Consider the following 17,524-nt stretch of genomic DNA (forward strand, 5'->3'; position numbering starts at 1 on the left):
GCCCCGCCGCCGCCCGGTTCAGGCGATGATCCGGAGCGGATGCTCCAGCAGTCGCGTGAGCGTCGCGAGGAACTCCGCGGCCAGGGCTCCGTCGATGATGCGGTGGTCCGAGGTGAGCGTGTACCGCAGTCGGCGTCGCTCGACCGGGCGCCCCTCGACGAGTGCGAGCTCGGGACGCGCCGCGCCGACGGCGAGGATCGCGCCCTGCGGCGGGTTGATGATCGCCGTGAAGTGCTCCACGCCGTACATGCCGAGGTTGCTGATCGTGAAGGTGCCGTCGGCGAGCTCGTCCGGTGCGAGCGTGCGGGCTGCGGCGCGACGACCGAGCTCGCGCGTCGACGCCGCGATGCTGCGCACGGCGAGGCGATCGGCGTCGCGGACCACGGGCACCACGAGGCCGGCGGGGGAGGCGACGGCGATCCCGAGGTGGATCGCGTCGTGCCGCACCGTCGCGCCGCCGCCCTCGGCGGAGTACGAGGCGTTCACGCCCGGATGGGTGCGCAGCGCCAGCGCCACGGCGCGCACGAGCAGGTCGTTGACGCTGATCCGCGGCTCCTCCTCGTCCGCCGCCTCGTTCAAGCGGGCGCGGAGCCCGAGCAGGTCCTCGACGTCGGCCGAGGCCGTCGCGGTGAAGCTCGGCACCGTCGTCGCGCTCTCGGTGAGGCGGGCGGCGATCGTGCGGCGGATGGCGTCGAAGGGGACCGTGGCGGGCGAGGGAGGCTGGGGTGGCGGGGTTCCCTTCGACGGGCTCAGGGGACCAGGGGTCCTCGGGGGACCAGCGGTTCCCTTCGACGGGCTCAGGGAACCAGTGGGGCTCGGGGAGCCAGGGGTTCCCTTCGACGGGCTCAGGGAACCAGTGGGGCTCGGGGAGCCAGGGGTTCCCTTCGACGGGCTCAGGGAACCAGGCGGGCTCAGGGGGCCAGGGGTTCCCTTCGACGGGCTCAGGGGACCAGTCGGGCTCGGGGAGCCGGCGGGGTCGAGGTCGGCGCGGACGATGCGGCCGCCCGGGCCCGAGCCGCGGACCGCTGCCAGATCGAGGCCGCGCTCGCGGGCGATGCGGCGCACGAGCGGGCTCGCCGCCCGGCGCGCGGCGTCGGGCTGGGGCGCCGGGTCGGCGGGCTCCCGGCCGTCGTCGAGGCGCGCGATCGGCGTGCCGATCGGCACGTTCTCGCCGACCTGCACGAGGATCTCCGCGAGCGTGCCGGCCTCGTAGGCCTCCTGCTCCATGAGGGCCTTGTCGGTCTCGATCTCGACGAGCAGCTCACCGGGCGAGACGGCGTCGCCGGGCTGCTTGTGCCAGGCGGCGATGGCGCCCTCGGTCATCGTGTCCGAGAGGCGGGGCATGAGGATGTCGATCATGGCGGTCTTCCTGCTCAGCGGCGCCGGGCCACGGCGTCGACGGTCTCGCGGATGGCGGCGGCCGCGTCCTCGGCCGAGGGGAGGGCGGCGAGCTCGAGGCTCTTGGCGTAGGGCATCGGCACCTCGGCCATCGCGACGCGGCGCACCGGGGCATCCAGCCAGTCGAACGCGCCGTCGCTGATGGTGGCGGCGATCTCCGCCCCGATGCCGTAGGTGAGCCAGTCGTCCTCGAGCACGACGGCGCAGTTCGTCTTTTGCACCGAGGCGACGATGGTGTCCCGGTCGAGGGGGCGCAGGCTCCGCAGGTCGACGACTTCGACGTCGATGCCCTCCGCGGCGAGGCGCTCGGCGACGTCGAGGGCGACGACCGCCATCCGCGAGTAGGCGACGACGGTCACGTCGCGCCCCGTCCTGGTGACGGCGGCCCGGCCGATCTCGGCGGGCTCGAGGTCCTCGGGCACCTCGCCGCTCGTGTTGTAGAGCGCGAGGTTCTCGAGCACCAGCACGGGGTCGTCGTCGCGGATCGCGGCGAGCATCAGGGCCTTCGCGTCGGCCGGCGTGGCCGGGGCGACGACCTTGAGCCCCGGCACGAAGGCGTAGTACAGCTCGATGTTCTGCGAGTGCGTCGCGCCGAGCTGCTGTCCACCGCCACCGGGGGTGCGGATGACGAGCGGCACCTTCGCCTGGCCGCCGAACATGCCGTAGATCTTCGCCGCGTGGTTCACGATCTGGTCGATCGCGAGCAGCGAGAAGTTGATGGTCATGATCTCGACCACGGGGCGCAGCCCGAGCATCGCGGCGCCGACGGCCGCGCCGGTGAAGCCCTCCTCGGCGATCGGGGTGTCGCGGACGCGCTTCGCGCCGAACTCGGCGAGGAGCCCGGCGGTGATCTTGTACGAGCCCTCGAAGCGGCCGATCTCCTCGCCCATGAGCAGCACGTCCTCGTCGCGGAGGAGCTCTTCGCGGAGGGCGTCGTGCAGGGCCTGGCGGTAGCTGATGACGGTCACGCGGCGGCTCCGTTCGTGGACGGGGCGGTCGACACCGCTGGCATCGTGGGGAAGAGCGGCTCGCCCGGCCGTCGCCGCGAGTCGTTCGGCACGGGCGTCGCGTAGGTGTAGTCGAACAGGGTGTCCGGGTCCGGATGCGGGCTGGCCTCGGCGAAGGCGACGGCGGCCGCGACGGTGCGATCGGCATCCCGCTCGGCGTCCTCGATCTGCTGCTCGCTCAGGCGGCCGGCCTCGAGGAGCCGGGCCGCGTAGCCGGCGATGGGGTCGGCGGCCCGCGCGGCCTCGACCTCTTCGCGGCTGCGGTAGCGCGCGGGATCCACGACCGAGTGGCCTTTCAGACGGCCGGACACCGCCTCGAGGAGGAACGGCGCTCCGGCCCGCGCGCTCGCGAGGGCCGCCGCGGCGGCGGCGCGGACCGCGACGGGGTCGTTGCCGTCGACCCGGGCCGACGCCATCCGGTAGGCGGCCGCGCGTCGATGCAGCTCGGGCTCCGCCGAGGCCTCCTCGACCGTGGTGCCCATGCCGAGTCCGTTGTTCACGATCACGTAGACGATGGGGAGCTTCCAGATCGCCGCCAGGTTCAGCGACTCGTGGAACGCGCCGATGTTGGTGGTGCCGTCGCCCATCAGGCAGACCACGGCCTCGTCGCCGCCGCGGGAGTCGATCGCGAGGGCGGCGCCGGTCGCGAGCGGGAGCTGCCCGCCGACGATGCCGTAGCCGCCCATGAAGCGGGCCGCGAGGTCGAACAGGTGCATCGAGCCGCCCCAGCCCTTCGAGACGCCGTCGGCGCGGCCGTAGAGCTCGGCCATGATCCGCTCGGGGGCGATGCCGCGGGCGAGGGCGTAGCCGTGCTCGCGGTAGTTCGTGAAGACGTAGTCCTCAGCGCGGAGGGCGGACATGAGCCCGGTGACGGTGGCCTCCTCGCCGAGGTTGAGGTGGCAGTAGCCGCCGATCCGCGCCTCGGAGTAGGCCCGGGCCGCGCGTTCCTCGAAGCGCCGGATGAGCACCATCTGGCGATAGAACGCGAGCTCCTGCGCCTCGCTCGGCGTATCGCTCGGTGCCGCCGCCGTGGGCTTCGATCGGGGGCGAGCGCGGCTCGTCGTGGTCCGGGGCATGGGGGTTCTCCTTCTCGCCCGAGCGCGGGCCGCGCACGCCGAGGTGTCGGCGGCGGTCCCGCGGATGAATGATACGAACTTCGGATCATTATAGGATGGTGGCATGAGACGCAACGACGGCAGACGCGGATGACGGGGGAGCCCACGACCGCTCCCCGCAAACGCGGGCGGCCGACCGAGTCCGAGCGCGCCCAGCGCCGCGACGACATCCTCGACGCCGCCGTGCGGCTGTTCGTCGCGCGCGGATTCGCGCAGGTGAGCCTCGACGACCTCGCCGCCGAGGCCCGGGTCACCAAGCGCACCATCTACGCCTACTTCGGCGATCGGACCGAGATCTTCCTCGCCGCGGTCGCACGCCTGCGCGAGCGCGCCCTGCGGCGCCCGACGAGCGAGCAGGGACTGGCCGCGCTCGCCGCGGACATCGTCGCCGTGCTGCACTCCGACGAGGCGGTCGGCCTGCACCGGCTCATGATCACCGAGGCCGGTGCGTTCCCCGAGCTCGCCGCAGGGTTCTACCGGGACGGCCCCGAGGCGTACATCGACGCCCTCCGCGGGCGGCTCGACTCGAGCGGGCTGCCCGAGGAGCTCGCCGAGCCGCTGTTCGCCCTCCTCCTCGGCGAGCCGCACCGACAGCGGCTGCTCGCCCTCCGCCCGGCGCCCCATCGCGAGGCCGCTGCGGCGCACGCCCAGCGCGCGCTCACGGCGCTCGGGCTCACGGCCTGACGGGGCCGGCGTGACCGCTCAGTCGTTCCAGGCGTCGGAGATCGGGATCGCCCGGCCGAGCACCCGCTCGGCGGCACGATGGCCGGAGTACATCGCCGCAGGGACGGTGGCCGGATCGTCCGTCCACGTCGCCTCGCCCGCGAGGTGCAGCACGCCGCCGACCGGCGTGGCGAGCAGGTCGTGGTCCGCGGTCGTCGACCCGAGCGTCATGTACGCGTACGAGCCCCGGGCGAAGGGATCGTCCTGCCAGGCCGTGCGGTGCAGCCGAGTGGGCTGTTCGACCCGCTCGCCGTAGAGCCGCCGCAACTGCGCGAGCACCGATTCGACGAGCTCTTCATCCGTCCAGGACCGCGTCGCCACGGCCGCCGGGCCCGCGGCGAACGTCAGCAGCGTCGGCACGCCGTGCAGCCCGGTGAGGTCGTACCAGGAGTGCCACCAGCGGCTCTCGGGACCCTGCTGCCGCACCGCGTAGACGCCCTCGTCCCAGAACCGCGACGGGAAGCTCAGGAAGACCTTCTCGAAGGCGTTCATCTCGAGCCGGCCGAGCGCGCCGGCGACCGGCTCGGGCAGCGGCGGCTCGATTCGGAACGCGTCGGACTTCAGCACGCCGACCGGCACGGTCACGATGGCCGTGCCCGCCGCGAAGCTCGCGTCGCCGCACCGCACCACGACCCCGCCCTCGCTCCATTCGACGTGCGTCACCACATGCTCGAGACGCACATCGAGTCCCTCCGCCAGACGGGCCGGCAGCACGTCGTAGCCGTCGGGGAAGACGACCTCGTCGCCGTCGATCGCATCGTCGTCGAGGCCGTGCGCCGCGAGATCCTCGATCCACGCGCCGTACTGCTCCTCGCTGCGGTGCTCGAGGTACTCGCGCACCCGCTGGCTCCGTTCCGGCCCCCAGCCCTGCGCGGCGAGGGCGGCCTCAGTGACGTCGCGGTACGAGGCCTCCGCCGCCGAGTCGGCGATCGCCTGCACAAGGGCTGCGTCGACCGTGCGGACGTCGTCGGCGAACGCCCGGGCGGCGGGCTCGTCGAGGCGGCGCCCGTCCGGCCCGTAGTAGGCGATGGGGCGGCTGTCGGGCTGGTACCCGCCGACGGTGAACTCCACGGTGCGCATGCCGAACGCCTCCGCCGCCTCGGCGACGGCGCTCCCGGTCACGCCGTGGATCCACGAGGCCCCGAGATCGGTGCTCACGCCGTCGCCGCGCTCGGTGCGGACCCGCCCGCCGACGCGGTCTCGCGCCTCGAGCACGAGCACCCGCGCTCCCGCGCGGGCGAGCAGCCGCGCCGCGGTCAGGCCCGAGACTCCGGCCCCGATCACGATCGTGTCGATGTGCTCCATCGCTGTGCTCCTCGCCGCGCGTGCTCTGGCGCGCGATCCGACGCTACCGGCATCCGCGCGCCCACGGCGACTCGGAGGCGTCGGGAGACGGGGCCGTCGGGGACGGGATGCCTCGCGCGCTGGAGTCGCGCGAGGCATCCCCGGTCCGGCGCCTACTCCTCAGAGCGCCGGACGCTGCGGCGCCGACGGAGCGGCAGCAGCAGTGCGCCGGCCGCGAGCAGGAACGCCGCGAGCACGCCGGCGCCGAGCGAGACGCCCGTCGCGGGCAGCCCGCCCACGACGACCGTGGTCTCGTCCGAGGTACGCGGAGGAGTCAGCGAGCCCGGCGGCGTGCCCGTCGCGCTCGCGGCATTGTGCACGCGGCCGCGCTCGACGTCGGCGGCCGTCAGCCGATAGCTGGCCGTCGCGGTCGCCGACTCGCCCGGAGCCAGCACACCCGGCGCCGAGTCATCCGGCCAGTCGAAGCGCAGCGTCGACAGCCCGGGCAGAGGGTCGTCGATCGCCACCTCGCGGAGGGTGACCGTGCCCGTGTTGGTGACGAGGAAGCGGAACTCCACGAGCTCGCCCGTCCGGTCGCCGCTTGCCCGGCCAGTCTTCTCCAGCGCGACCGTCGCGCGTTGCTCCGCGGGCGTGCTCGTGCCGTCCTCGTCGGTGACGAGCGGCGTGCCGTCGCCCGGCGGGGTGCCGGTGACCGTCGCCGTATTGCGTACGGAGCCGGCATCGACGTCGGCCTGCGTGAGCGTGTACGACGCGCTCGCCGTGGCCGTCTGCCCGACCTCGAGCACGCCCGGCGCCCCGGGGTCGGGCCATGCGTAGCTGAGCTCGCCGAGCCCGGGGAGGGGATCGCGGAGCACGACATCGTCGAGCCGCGTGCCGCCGGTGTTCGTGATCGTGAAGGTATAGTCGATCACGTCGCCGGCGACGCCGGACCCGGCGAGCTCGGCGCGCTTGGCCAGCTCGATTGCCGGGATCGGATGGCTCGTCGAACGCTCCCCGGACTCGATCCGCGGCCCGCCGGGCGGCGTCGCCGTCGACGTGGCGGTGTTGCGGAGGCGGCCCGCCGCCTCGTCGGAGACGGTCACGGTGTACGTGATCTCGACGCGCTGCCCCGGCTCGAGGGCGCCGGTCCAGCGCAGCAGCTCGCCCTCGACGACGGGGGCCGGAGCCGGGGCCCCGTCGATCGTCGCTTCCGGCGCGGCCGCGAGCGCCGCGTTCGCCAGGACCCCGGCGAGCTCGTCGCGGATCTCGACGGGGTCGAGCAGGGTCTCGCCGGTGTTCACCCCGCTCAGGGTGTAGCGCAGCTGCTCGCCGCGGGAGACCACCGAGCCGTCGGCCGGGCTCGCCGTCTTCTCGAAGCGGTAGCCCGACACGGGGACCTCGTGCGTGGTCGCGACCTCCGGAGCCTCGAGCACCGGCCCGCCGGGCGGGGTCGCGGTGCCGCTCGCCGAGTTGCGCAGCGTCACCCCGGCCGCGGACTCGTCGACGACCACGGTGTAGCGGATCGTGACGGTCTCGTTCGGGCGGAGCGCGCCCGACCACCGCAGCACCGTGCCGTCGAGCGTCGGCGTCGCAGCGGGCGAACCGTCGATGCTCGCCGTCGCCGCTCCGCGCAGCGCGGCGTGCGCGAGCACCTCGGCGAGCTCGTCTCGGATCTCCACCGGGTCAAGCACCGTCTCGCCCGTGTTCGTGCCCGTGAGGGTGTACTCGATCGACTGCCCCGGGTGGACGGTGCTGCCGGGCGCGGGGTCGGCGGACTTCGCCAGGCTGAAGCCGGGCACCGGCACGGCGTGGACCGTCTCGTGTCGACCGCCGTCGAGCGCCTGCCCGGTGCCCGGGGGCTGCGCGGCGCCCGTCGCGACGTTGCGGAGCCGCTCGCCCGCGGCGTCGTCGGCGACCGCGACCGTGTAGCTGAGCGTCACGGCCTGGCCGACCGCCAGGGTGCCGGTCCAGCGGAGCGTGGAGCCGTCGAGCACGGGAGCGGGCGCGGGCTCGCCGTCGATCGTCGCGGTCGGGGCGTCGACGAGCTCGGCGTGGTCGAGCACTCCCGAGAGCTCGTCGGCGATGGTCACCGGGTCGAGCGGCGTCGCTCCGGTGTTCCGGCCGACGACCGTGTAGCTCACGCGCTCGCCCGGGTTCACCGTCGTCCCGGAGGCGGGCTCGGCGGCCTTCGCGAGGGCGAAGCCCGGGACCGGCACGGGGTGGGTGGTCGTCTGCTGCGGGGGTGCGAGCGCGGGGCCGGTGCCCGGCGGCTGGGCGGTGGAGCGGGCGGCGTTGCGGAGAGTGGCGCCGGCGGCGTCGTCGTGCACGGTGACGGTGTAGCGGAGTTCGACGGTCTGGCCGGGTCGCAGGCTGCCGGTCCAGCGCAGGGTCGTGCCGTCGACGGCGGGGGCGGCGGCGGGTTCGCCGTCGATGGTCGCCGCTGGGTCGCCGGTGAGGTCGGCGTTCGCGAGGACCTCGGCGAGCTCGTCGGTGACCGTCACCGGGTCGAGCGGGGTGTCGCCGGTGTTGCGTCCGACGAGGACGTAGTCGATCTCGTCGCCGGGGTTCACGGTGCTGCCGGTGACGGGGTCCGCCGTCTTGGTGAACTCGTACGCCGGCGTCGGCACCTCGTGCGTCGTCTGCTGCGGATCGGGCGCGAGTGCGGGGCCGGTGCCCGGCGGTTGGGCGGTGGAACTCGCGACGTTGCGGAGCGTGGCCCCCGCCGCGTCGTCGTGCACCGTGACCGTGTAGCGCACGGTGACGACCGCACCGGGACGCAGACGGCCCGCCCAGCGCAGCGTCGTGCCGTCGACGACGGGGGCCGCGGCGGGCTCGTCGTCGATCGTCGCGCTCGGCGCTTCGGAGACCGTCGCGTTCTCGAGCACCTCGGCGAGCTCGTCACGCAGCGCGACGTCGAGCGGGGTGTCGCCGGTGTTGCGTCCGACGAGGACGTAGTCGATCTCGTCGCCGGGGTTCACGGTGCTGCCGGTGACGGGGTCGGCCGTCTTGGTGAACTCGTACGCCGGGGTCGGCACCTCGTGCGTCGTCTGCTGCGGATCGGGCGCGAGTGCGGGGCCGGTGCCCGGCGGTTGGGCGGTGGAACTCGCGATGTTGCGGAGGGTGGCGCCGGCGGCGTCGTCGTGCACGGTGACGGTGTAGCGGATCGCGACCGTCTGGCCGGGTCGCAGGCTGCCGGTCCAGCGCAGGGTCGTGCCGTCGAGGACGGGAGCGGCGGCGGGCTCGCCGTCGATGGTCGCCACGGGGTCGCCGGTGATGCTGGCGTTCGCGAGGACCTCGGCGAGCTCGTCGGTGACGGTCACCGGGTCGAGGGGCGTCTCGCCGGTGTTGCGTCCGGTGAGCACGTAGTCGATCTCGTCGCCGGGGTTCACGGTGCTGCCGGACTCGGGGTCGGCGGTCTTGGTGAACTCGTACGCCGGGGTCGGCACCTCGTGCGTCGTCCGTCGCGGCCCCTGGGTGAGCGCGGGGCCGGTGCCCGGCGGTTGCGCCGATGCCGTCGCCGAGTTCCGGAGGGTGTTGCCGGCGGCATCCGCGGCGACGACGACTGTGTACCGCAGGATCACCGTCTGGCCGCGCTCGAGCCGGCCCGTCCAGCGCAGTTCGGTGCCGTCGAGGGTCGGCGCGGCGGCCGGGCTGCCGTCGATCTCCGCGCTCGGCGTGCCGCTCAGCGTCGCGGCGTTCAGCACCTCGCCGAGATCGTCCACGACCGTCGTGGGGTCGAGCACCGTCTCGCCCGTGTTCTCGGCGCTGACCGTGTACGTGATCTCGTCGCCCGGGCGTACCGTCGTGCCGCTGTCGGGGGTCGCGCGCTTGCGGAGTTCGAGCGCGGGCTCCGGCACCGGGTGGAACGTCTGCACCTCGGGCGCCGTGAGCACCGGGCCGCCCGGGGGAGCAGCGGTGCCGCTCGCGCGGTTCTCGAGCATCGCCCCTGCGGCCTCGGCGTCCACCGTCACCGTGTAGCGCACGGTGACGGTCTGCCCCGGGTCGAGCGCGCCGGTCCAGCGCAGTCGGGTGCCGTCGATGGTGGGATCCGTCGTCGCGGTGCCGTCGATCGAGGCGCTCGGCGTGCCGCTCAACGACGCGGAGCTCAGCACCTCGTCGAGTTCGTCGACGAGCTCGACGGGATCGAGGCGGGTCTGCCCGGTGTTCTCGCCGCGCAGCGTGTACGTGATGGTGCCGCCCGGATGCACCTCCGTCCCGGACACGGGATCGGCGGACTTCGACAGCTCGAAGCCCGGAACGGGCACGGCATGACTCGTCTCGCGCCGACCCGGGTCGATCGCGGGGCCGGTTCCCGGCGGCTGCACCGTGCCGGTGACGACGTTGCCGAGCTCGGCGCCGGCGGCATCCTGGTTCACCGTCACGGTGTACTCGAGCCGCACCACCTGGTCGGGCTGCAGCTCGCCGCTCCACTCCAGCACGGTGCCGGTGAGCGTGGGGGCGGGCGCCGGGGTGCCGTCGATCGAGGCGGTCGGCCCGCTCGTCAGCGCGGCGTGCTCCAGGACCTCGGCGAGCTCGTCGCGGAGCTCGACGTCGAGCGGGGTCTCGCCGCTGTTCGTGCCCGTGACGACGTAGGTGACCGTCTGGCCGGGGTCGACCGTCGAGCCGGACGGGGGCGTTGCGCTCTTCGCGAGATCGAACCCGGGTCGCGGCACCTCGTGCGTCGTCTCGACCTCGCTCGCGACGATCGGCGGCGCGGAGCCCGGCGGTTGCGCCGTGGCCCTGGCGTGGTTCGCGAAGCTGCTCCCGGCCGCATCGTCGTCCACGCGGACGGTGTACTCGATCGTCACGGTCGCGCCCGCCGGCAGGGCGCCGGACCAGGCCAGGCGGGTGCTGGTGAGGGTCGGCTCGGCAGCGGGCGCGCCGTCGATCCGGGCGCTCGGGGAGCCGACGAGCGAGCTCGCCGCGAGCACTTCGCTGAGGTCGTCGCTGATCTCGACGGGATCGAGCAGCGTCGCGCCGGTGTTCCGGCCGGTCACGGTGTAGGTGATCTCCGATCCGGGCGCGACGGTGGAGCCGGATGCCGGGTCCGCGCTCTTCGCGAAGATGAATCCCGAGGCGGGCACCGGATGCGAGGTGGACTGCTCGCCGCTCTCGATCGGCGGGAATCCGCTCGGCGGCGTCGCCGTCGCGTCGGCGACGTTCGTCAGCGTCACGCCGGAGGCGTCGTCGTGCACGGTCACCGTGTACTCGATCGTCACGCGCTGCCCGGCGTTCAGCACGCCCGTCCAGCGCAGCGTCGTGTCGTCGAGGACCGGATCCGTGGTGGCCGTGCCGTCGATGGTCGCGGTCGGCGAGCCGGTCAGGGAGGCGTGCTCGAGGACGCCCGCGAGGTCGTCGGTGACGGTGACCGGGTCGAGCGGGGCGTCGCCGGTGTTCTCCGCGACGAGGGTGTAGGCGATCTCGTCGCCGGGGTGCACGGTCGCGCCGTCGGCCGGGGCGGACCGCTTCTCGAAGTCGAGGCTCGCGCTGCGGATCGGCGTCTCGACGGCGTCCTCCTGCCGGATCGGCTCGGAGCCGGGCGGCTGCGCCACCCCGGTCGCCGTGTTGCGCAGCACTCCGCCGCTCGCATCGGCGTCGACGAGGACGGTGTAGGTGATGCGCACGAGCTGATCGGGTTCCAGCCGCCCGCTCCAGCGCAGCGTCGTGCCGTCGATGACGGGGTCGCTCGCGCGGACCGAGCCGATCCAGGCCTCGGGGCCGGTGACGACGGTGCCGTCGTCGAGGACGTCCGACAGGTCGTCGGTGATGGTCACCGGGTCGAGCGCGGTGCCGCCGGTGTTCGTGCCGGTCAGCTGGTACTCGACGCGGTCGCCCGGGTCCGCGGTCCGGGCGGCGAAGGGAGAGGCCACCGCGTCGGCGGCGGCGCGGAGGCCGGCCATGAAGAGGTCGCCGAAGTTCACGACCATGTTGTCCTTGCGCAGTTCGAAGCCGGGCGTCGGGATCGGATGCGTCGTGGTGGATTCGGGCGATTCGATCACGGGCCCGGCGGGCGGGACCGCGCGGCCGTCGGCACGGTTCTCGAGTCGCTGCCCTTCGGTGCCCTGGTTCACGCGGACGGTGTAGGCGATCGTGACGATCTCGTCGGGGTCGAGCACTCCCGACCAGCGCAGCACCGTGCCGTCGACGGTCGGCGCCGTGGCGGGCTCGCCGCCGATCGTCGCCGTCGGGCCGTCCACGATGGCGGCGTCGTCGAGCACACCCGCGAGCTCGTCGGTGACGGTCACGGGGTCGAGTCGCGTCTCGCCGGTGTTCGTGCCCGTGATCGTGTACCGGACCTCCTCGCCCGGGTGCACCGCCGTGCCCGAGGCGGGCGCGGCGGACTTGCCGAGCTCGAAGCCCGGCTCGGGCACCGGATGGCTCGTGGAGACGCCCTCGGGCACGATCGGCGAGCCGCCGACGGGCGTCGCCGACGCCGAGGCGTCGTTGCGGATCGTGGCGCCCGCGGCATCCTGGTCCACCGTCACCGTGTAGCGGACGGTGACCCGCTGCCCCGGCTGCAGCACCCCCGTCCAGCGGAGCTCGGTGCCCGCGAGCGTCGGCGCGGCGGCCGGCTCGCCGTCGATGTCCGCGGTCGGCTGGACGGTCAGCGTGGCGTGGTCGAGCACCTGGGCGAGCTCGTCGGTGAGCCGCACCGGGTCGAGCGGCAGTTCGCCGGTGTTCTCGCCGACGAGCGTGTAGCTGATCGTGCGGCCGGGTTGGACGCGCGTGCCGGTGGCCGGGTCGGCGGTCTTCGTGAGCTCGAAGCCGGGATCGCGGCGAATCAGCCCGGCATCCTGGTCGAAGTTCCGCGGCGTCGCGGCGTCGAGACGGATCGGGTCGGTGAGGCCGTTGCTCGGGTCCGCGGCGGAAGAGGAGTCGGGCGCGCCCGCGCCGCGCGCGGTGAAGAACCAGCCGTTCGGCATCCCGGAGAAGCGCACCCGGTACTCGCCGTACGCGAGTTCGCCGAAGAGATAGTCGCCCGAGGCGTCCGTGGTCGTCGTGATCGGCGTGCCGTCGGCCGCGAGCACCGGCTCCCCGGCACCGTCGAGGAGCTCGACGGTGATGCCCGCCACCCCGGTCTCGCCGACGTCCTGCAGCCCGTTCTCGTTCTCGTCGACCCAGACGCGATCGCCGAGCTCGGCGTGCTGCGGCAGCCGCACGGACAGGATCGAGTAGTCGGACTGATCGCCGTCGCTCGGGCCGGTGGGCAGCCGCATCCGCTCGCCCCACACGACGTTGAGGCCGTTCTGGCCGTCGGCGAAGATGTCGCCGTCGTTGCGGAAGTAGTTCGCCCCGGTGCGGTGCGTGCTCGTCGGCCAGCCGCTGAACCGGGAGATGAAGGTGTCCATCTCGAACGACACCTCGGTGAAGGTGCCGTGCAACTGCACCGATCCGCAGCCCGCGAGCGCCATGTTCGGCGATTCGAAGCGCGTTCCGGCGGCCGCCTTCTCGGCGACCCCGCAGCTGCCGGAGGTGTTGTCGGCGATCGTCCGGAGTCGCCCTCGGTCCACGACGAGGTTCGTCGGGGCCTCTCCGGCGAGGGTCATCGTCACGCCCGGGGTGGTGATGACCCACTCCTGGGAGTTGAACGAGCCCTTCGCGTACTCGACGCCGTCCTCGGTCGTCCAGCCGTAGTAGCCCCAACCGCCGATGCCGCCGAGGTCGAGGACGGGGTCGGTGACGGCGCGGTCGAAGGCGAGCGTCACGGTCGTCGTCGAGGGGCAGAGGCCGTTGAAGTTCTGATGCCCGGCGCTCCCGAGCGCGCCGTCGCAGGTCGAGGCGTTCGTGAGGACGCCGAGCCCGGGCACGTTCGACGGCGTCGGCGCCCCGAGGAACATGCCCGACGTGGCGCCGTGCCCGCCCCAGCCCTGCGAGTTCGTGTTGGTGAGGATGTTGGTGCCGGCCACCTGCCCGGGCGCGGTCATCGTGGCGGTGACGCCGATCGGACCCGAGCGGGTCTGGAGCTGCGAGGTCGCGCGCATCGTGGCCGCCGTGCGGTGCGCGCCGGGCGTGTTCGCCGTCGTCGCGGAACCCGGGCTCACGAGCTGCCACGGCTCGTTGATGACGTAGCCGTTCTCCTCCGCGGCGGACGCCGGGCCCGTCGGCGCCATCAGCTGCGGGGCCACGAGCCCCGTGAGCGCGACGACGCTCGCGGTGAGTACCGCCAGTGCTCGCGCGATCCACCCCTGTTGCACGGCTGCCTCGTTCCCCTCGGACCGGTTCTTGGAATCCCAGTATCGTATCGGGAGGATTCGCCTGGCAATTCCCTCGGGCGAAAATGGCCCCCAAGTCTTCGTATGATGCCCGCTATTGCAGGGAATACTGCGAACGCCTCGCGACCGCCCATCGCACTGCAGCGTGGTCGCCCGAACGCGTCGTCACGAGCTCGCCGTGGTCGGCTTCGTAGACTGATCGGGTGTGGTGCTCCCAGTCGGATCGCTCGCGATCGCGGGCGCGCACCGGTCGAGCGCTCGCGCGGATCGGCGCCGGGGCGCTCGTGCTCGGCGTCCTCGTCGGCCTGCTCGCGATGCACGTGCTCGCAGGCTCGGGAGCGGTCGGTCCGTCGGTGACCGCCTCGCACGCCTCGATGGCGACCGCGCCCGGGCCGGCCACGGCATCCGACGCAGACCGGGACGCCTCGCTCGGCGCGGACACGGCGCCTCCGATGTTCGCCGCGGAGCCGCACTGCCCGTCGTGCGCGGGCGACGAGGCGGCGGGCGGCGCGGCGGTGGCGTGCTTCCTCGCCCTGCTGCTCATCGCCGTCGCGCTCGGCGCGCCGGCCAGGTGGCCCGGACTCGCCGCAGCCGCCGGGGTGCTCCGAGTGTCCGCGCGCCGGGGCGAACCCACGGGACCGCACCGGGTGCCGCTTCGCGTGCTGCTCTGCGTCAGTCGGACCTGAACGGGGCCGGAGCCGCGGCGCGCACCGTGCGCGTCGTCGACCGTGACACCCAGACTCCCGTTCCACTGACCCTCGAAGGATCCTCCATGCCGTTTTTGACCCGCTCCATCCGCGCCCGCCGCGTCGCACTGCCCGCCCTCGGGGCGCTCCTCGTCTCGCTGCTCGCGCTCACCGCCTGCGCCGCGCCCGCCCCGGCGTCGTCGCGCCCGGACACCGCCGACCCGTCGTCCCAGGCCCAGGGTGCCCTCCTCGCCGATCACGGGCTGGACGGGCTCGACGCGCGCCAGATCATCGACCGCCTCGATGCGATGCCCGTCGCGGACCGCCCCGCAGGGCTCATCGCTTCCGTCCGCCCAGACGTGCTCGCCCTGTCCGACGGCGAGCGGGAACTGGCGCTCCCGATGCCCGAGGAGTTCTACGTCTCGATCGCCCCGTACCGCTCGCAGACCCACGACTGCGTCTTCCACAGTCTGACGAGCTGCATCGGGGAGCTGGGGAACGAGGAGTTCCGGGTCGTCGTGAGCGAGCCCGCCACGGGGGTGACGGTGCTCGACGAGACGCGGACGAGCTTCGACAACGGCTTCATCGGCCTCTGGCTGCCGCGCGGAACCCGGTTCGAGGTGCGGATCACGGATGCCTCGGGGGCGACGGCGGCGGCCGCGCTCGACACGGCCGCGCTCGATGCCGCGAGCTGCATCACGACGATGCGGCTGGGCTGAGCCGCACGCGCGGGGCGTCCGGTCCGTCGTTCGACGTCGGCGGGCGCCCCGCGTGCCTCAGCGGGCGCCGCCGAGGTCGGCTTGCGCGGGCCGCACGGCATCGAGCGCCGCGGCGATGATGGTCCGCCGGACGGCGATCGGCTGGTCCTCGGACGAGAGCGTCACCTCGTTGACCACCGCGAGGAAGCCGCTCACGAGCGCCCGCAGCACGAGCCGGGCGTCGGGTTCGCTCGCGGCGTCATCGCCGTGGTCGGCCTGCCACCGCTCCAGCAGCGCGTCGGCGAGGGTGCGCTGGAAGAGCTCGATGCGCGCCAGGTGGCCGGCCAGCAGGTGCGGAGACGAGTCGATGATCTGCCTGAACAGCGTGGCCCGCTCTTCGGCGGCCCGTTCGTCGAGCTCGTCGAAGGTCGCGTCGAGCGCGTGCTGCAGCGACGTCCACGGTGCTTCGCCCGCGGGCCGCGCCCGGATCGCTTCGACGAGGCCCTGGAGCTCGGTCTCGAATCGGCCGAACAGCACCTCGTCCTTCGTCGCGAAGTAGCGGAAGAAGGTGCGCTCGGAGATGCCGGCCTCGTTCGCGATGTCCTCGACCGTGGTCTCGTCGTATCCGCGGGCCAGGAAGAGCCGCTCGGCGATCTCGCTGATCCGCACTCGTGCGGCTCGACGGGAGACCTCCCGCAGCGTGCTGTTCGGCATCCTCTCAGGATAGTGGGGTGCGACTGTCATAGAGTGACAGTCGTGTCAGTCACTGACACATGAGCGAGAGGGGCGCGATGAGTTCGACCATGCAGGCGCAGGGGAATCAGCGGGCTGAGGCGCCACGGGCGCCGATGCGCGCCGGCGCGCTCATCGCGGTCCTCCTCGCCGGGGCGTTCGTGATGATCCTCAACGAGACGGTCATGGGCGTCGCCCTGCCTGCGGTGATGCGGGAGTTCGAGATCACCGCGGCGGCCGGGCAGTGGCTCACCACCGCCTACATGCTCGTCATGGCCGTCCTGATCCCGATGACCGGCTTCCTGCTGCAGCGCTTCTCGCCGAGGGTGATCTTCGTCGCCGCGCTCCTGCTGTTCAGCGTCGGGACCGCAGCTGCCGCCATCGCCCCGTGGTTCTCCGTCCTCGTCGTCGCGCGCATCGCCCAGGCGGCCGGCACGGCGATCATCATGCCGCTGCTCACGACGACGATCCTCACGCACGTCCCCGCCGCCCGGCGCGGACGCACCATGGGCCTCATCGCCATCGTGATGTCGGTCGCCCCGGCGCTCGGCCCGAGCTTCTCCGGCCTGATGATCACCGCCTTCGGCTGGCGCTCGGTGTTCCTCGTCGTCCTGCCGATCGCCGTCGCCGTGCTCATCGCCGGTTCGGTGCTCATCCGCGGCGGCGGGGCGGGATCGGCGGTGCGGTTCGACCTCGGCTCGGCCGTGCTGTCCGTGCTCGCGTTCGGCGGCATCGTCTTCGGGCTCGGCAGCATCGGCGAAGCGGTCGGCGGTCACGCCCTCCTGCCGCCCGCGGTGCCGATCGTCGTCGGCCTGCTCGCGCTCGCCGCGTTCGTCTGGCGCCAGCTCGCCCTGCAGCGCCGCGACGCGGCCTTCCTCGACCTCCGGCCGTTCCGCTCCCGCCCGTTCTGGGTCGGCGTGGTGCTGCTCGCGGTCGCGATGTGCTCGATGTTCGGGGCGCTCATCCTGCTGCCGCTGTACATGCAGAACGTGCTCGGCCTCTCCGCGCTCGCCACGGGCCTCGTCGTCCTGCCCGGTGGGCTGCTGATGGGGCTCGCGGCGCCGGTCGTCGGGGCGATCTTCGACCGCGTCGGCGCTCGCCCGCTCGTGATCCCCGGGGTGCTCGTCGTCTCGGCCTCACTGGCGATGCTCGCGTTCCTCGGCGACGACAGCCCCGTCTGGTATCTCGTCGTCGCCACGCTCGTGCTCGACCTCGGACTGGCGATGCTCATGACCCCGCTCATGACGAGCGCGCTCGGCTCGCTGGCCCCGGAGCTGTACTCGCACGGCAGCGCGATCGTGAGCACGATGCAGCAGCTCGCCGGCGCCGCCGGCACGGCCGTCTTCGTGACGGTCATGTCGCTCGGTGCGGCGTCGGCCGCGGCCGAGGGGGCGAGCGCGACCGCCGCGGCGGCGAGCGGCATCCACCTCGCCTTCGTCGGCGCCGCGCTCGCCTCCCTCGTCGCGGTCGCGCTCGCCTTCCTCGTGCCGCGCCGCACCTCCGTCGAGCCCCCCGGCGGCGGGGAGCGCGGCGGATCCGCCGACCCCGCTTCCGACTGACCCGATCTGGTATTCCGAATCTGCCCGCTATACCAGAGCATGCTCGATAAACTCCTCAGTATCGTGAGCTAGCGTCGATTCCGAATGGCATCCCAACGATGCGTTCGAT

Annotated in this window: 10 protein-coding genes; 4 read left to right on the plus strand and 6 right to left on the minus strand. The window is 73.4% G+C overall.

The window, feature by feature from the left end:
• Positions 1-18: 18 nt before the first annotated feature.
• Genes IEY71_RS17420 through pdhA form a run of 3 tightly spaced genes read right to left on the minus strand, consistent with a single transcriptional unit; the run spans position 19 to position 3,481 of the window.
• Positions 19-1,359: a dihydrolipoamide acetyltransferase family protein gene (locus IEY71_RS17420; RefSeq protein WP_189086655.1), complete on the minus strand. Its 1,341-nt coding sequence runs from the start codon at positions 1,357-1,359 to the stop codon at positions 19-21.
• A gap of 14 nt (positions 1,360-1,373) precedes the next feature.
• Entirely contained in the window at positions 1,374-2,366 is a 993-nt protein-coding gene (locus IEY71_RS17425) for an alpha-ketoacid dehydrogenase subunit beta (RefSeq protein ID WP_189086656.1), read from the minus strand.
• Positions 2,363-3,481, minus strand: coding sequence for a pyruvate dehydrogenase (acetyl-transferring) E1 component subunit alpha (pdhA, locus tag IEY71_RS17430; RefSeq protein ID WP_189086657.1), 1,119 nt, complete (start codon positions 3,479-3,481; stop codon positions 2,363-2,365). The genes IEY71_RS17425 and pdhA overlap by 4 nt, the downstream gene beginning before the upstream one ends.
• Before the next feature lie 129 nt (positions 3,482-3,610).
• On the opposite strand from pdhA, the gene IEY71_RS17435 reads away from it, so the two are divergent.
• Positions 3,611-4,204 carry a TetR/AcrR family transcriptional regulator gene (locus IEY71_RS17435; RefSeq protein WP_189086658.1) on the plus strand — a complete coding sequence of 198 codons (594 nt, stop codon included), beginning with the start codon at positions 3,611-3,613 and terminating at the stop codon, positions 4,202-4,204.
• A gap of 18 nt (positions 4,205-4,222) precedes the next feature.
• On the opposite strand, the gene IEY71_RS17440 is transcribed toward IEY71_RS17435, so the two are convergent.
• Positions 4,223-5,548, minus strand: coding sequence for a flavin monoamine oxidase family protein (locus tag IEY71_RS17440; RefSeq protein WP_189086659.1), 1,326 nt, complete (start codon positions 5,546-5,548; stop codon positions 4,223-4,225).
• A gap of 152 nt (positions 5,549-5,700) precedes the next feature.
• A complete protein-coding gene (locus tag IEY71_RS17445) occupies positions 5,701-13,722 on the minus strand; it encodes a DUF7927 domain-containing protein (RefSeq protein WP_189086660.1) in 8,022 nt (2,673 codons plus the stop codon).
• A gap of 221 nt (positions 13,723-13,943) precedes the next feature.
• On the opposite strand from IEY71_RS17445, the gene IEY71_RS17450 reads away from it, so the two are divergent.
• Both IEY71_RS17450 and IEY71_RS17455 read left to right on the plus strand, forming a co-directional pair.
• Entirely contained in the window at positions 13,944-14,426 is a 483-nt protein-coding gene (locus IEY71_RS17450) for a DUF6153 family protein (protein WP_189086661.1), read from the plus strand.
• A gap of 86 nt (positions 14,427-14,512) precedes the next feature.
• Positions 14,513-15,145, plus strand: coding sequence for a CueP family metal-binding protein (locus IEY71_RS17455; protein ID WP_189086662.1), 633 nt, complete (start codon positions 14,513-14,515; stop codon positions 15,143-15,145).
• A gap of 57 nt (positions 15,146-15,202) precedes the next feature.
• On the opposite strand, the gene IEY71_RS17460 is transcribed toward IEY71_RS17455, so the two are convergent.
• Positions 15,203-15,838 (minus strand): TetR/AcrR family transcriptional regulator, encoded by a 636-nt coding sequence (locus IEY71_RS17460; protein ID WP_189086663.1) that lies wholly within the window; start codon positions 15,836-15,838, stop codon positions 15,203-15,205.
• A 77-nt stretch (positions 15,839-15,915) separates the two neighbouring features.
• Between IEY71_RS17460 and IEY71_RS17465 the strand changes: the two genes are divergently transcribed.
• Positions 15,916-17,415: an MDR family MFS transporter gene (locus tag IEY71_RS17465; RefSeq protein WP_229781832.1), complete on the plus strand. Its 1,500-nt coding sequence runs from the start codon at positions 15,916-15,918 to the stop codon at positions 17,413-17,415.
• Positions 17,416-17,524: the final 109 nt, after the last annotated feature.

This window comes from Agromyces mediolanus, from assembly GCF_014648575.1.
Classification (GTDB): domain Bacteria; phylum Actinomycetota; class Actinomycetes; order Actinomycetales; family Microbacteriaceae; genus Agromyces; species Agromyces mediolanus.

Excerpts from the sequence above, each read along its gene's own strand:
- IEY71_RS17435 (WP_189086658.1), top strand. The coding sequence starts at position 3,611 with ATGACGGGGGAGCCCACGACCGCTCCCCGCAAACGCGGGCGGCCGACC.
- IEY71_RS17460 (WP_189086663.1), bottom strand. The coding sequence starts at position 15,838 with ATGCCGAACAGCACGCTGCGGGAGGTCTCCCGTCGAGCCGCACGAGTG.
- IEY71_RS17465 (WP_229781832.1), top strand. The coding sequence starts at position 15,916 with ATGAGTTCGACCATGCAGGCGCAGGGGAATCAGCGGGCTGAGGCGCCA.
- IEY71_RS17455 (WP_189086662.1), top strand. The coding sequence starts at position 14,513 with ATGCCGTTTTTGACCCGCTCCATCCGCGCCCGCCGCGTCGCACTGCCC.
- IEY71_RS17440 (WP_189086659.1), bottom strand. The coding sequence starts at position 5,548 with ATGGAGCACATCGACACGATCGTGATCGGGGCCGGAGTCTCGGGCCTG.
- pdhA (WP_189086657.1), bottom strand. The coding sequence starts at position 3,481 with ATGCCCCGGACCACGACGAGCCGCGCTCGCCCCCGATCGAAGCCCACG.
- IEY71_RS17420 (WP_189086655.1), bottom strand. The coding sequence starts at position 1,359 with ATGATCGACATCCTCATGCCCCGCCTCTCGGACACGATGACCGAGGGC.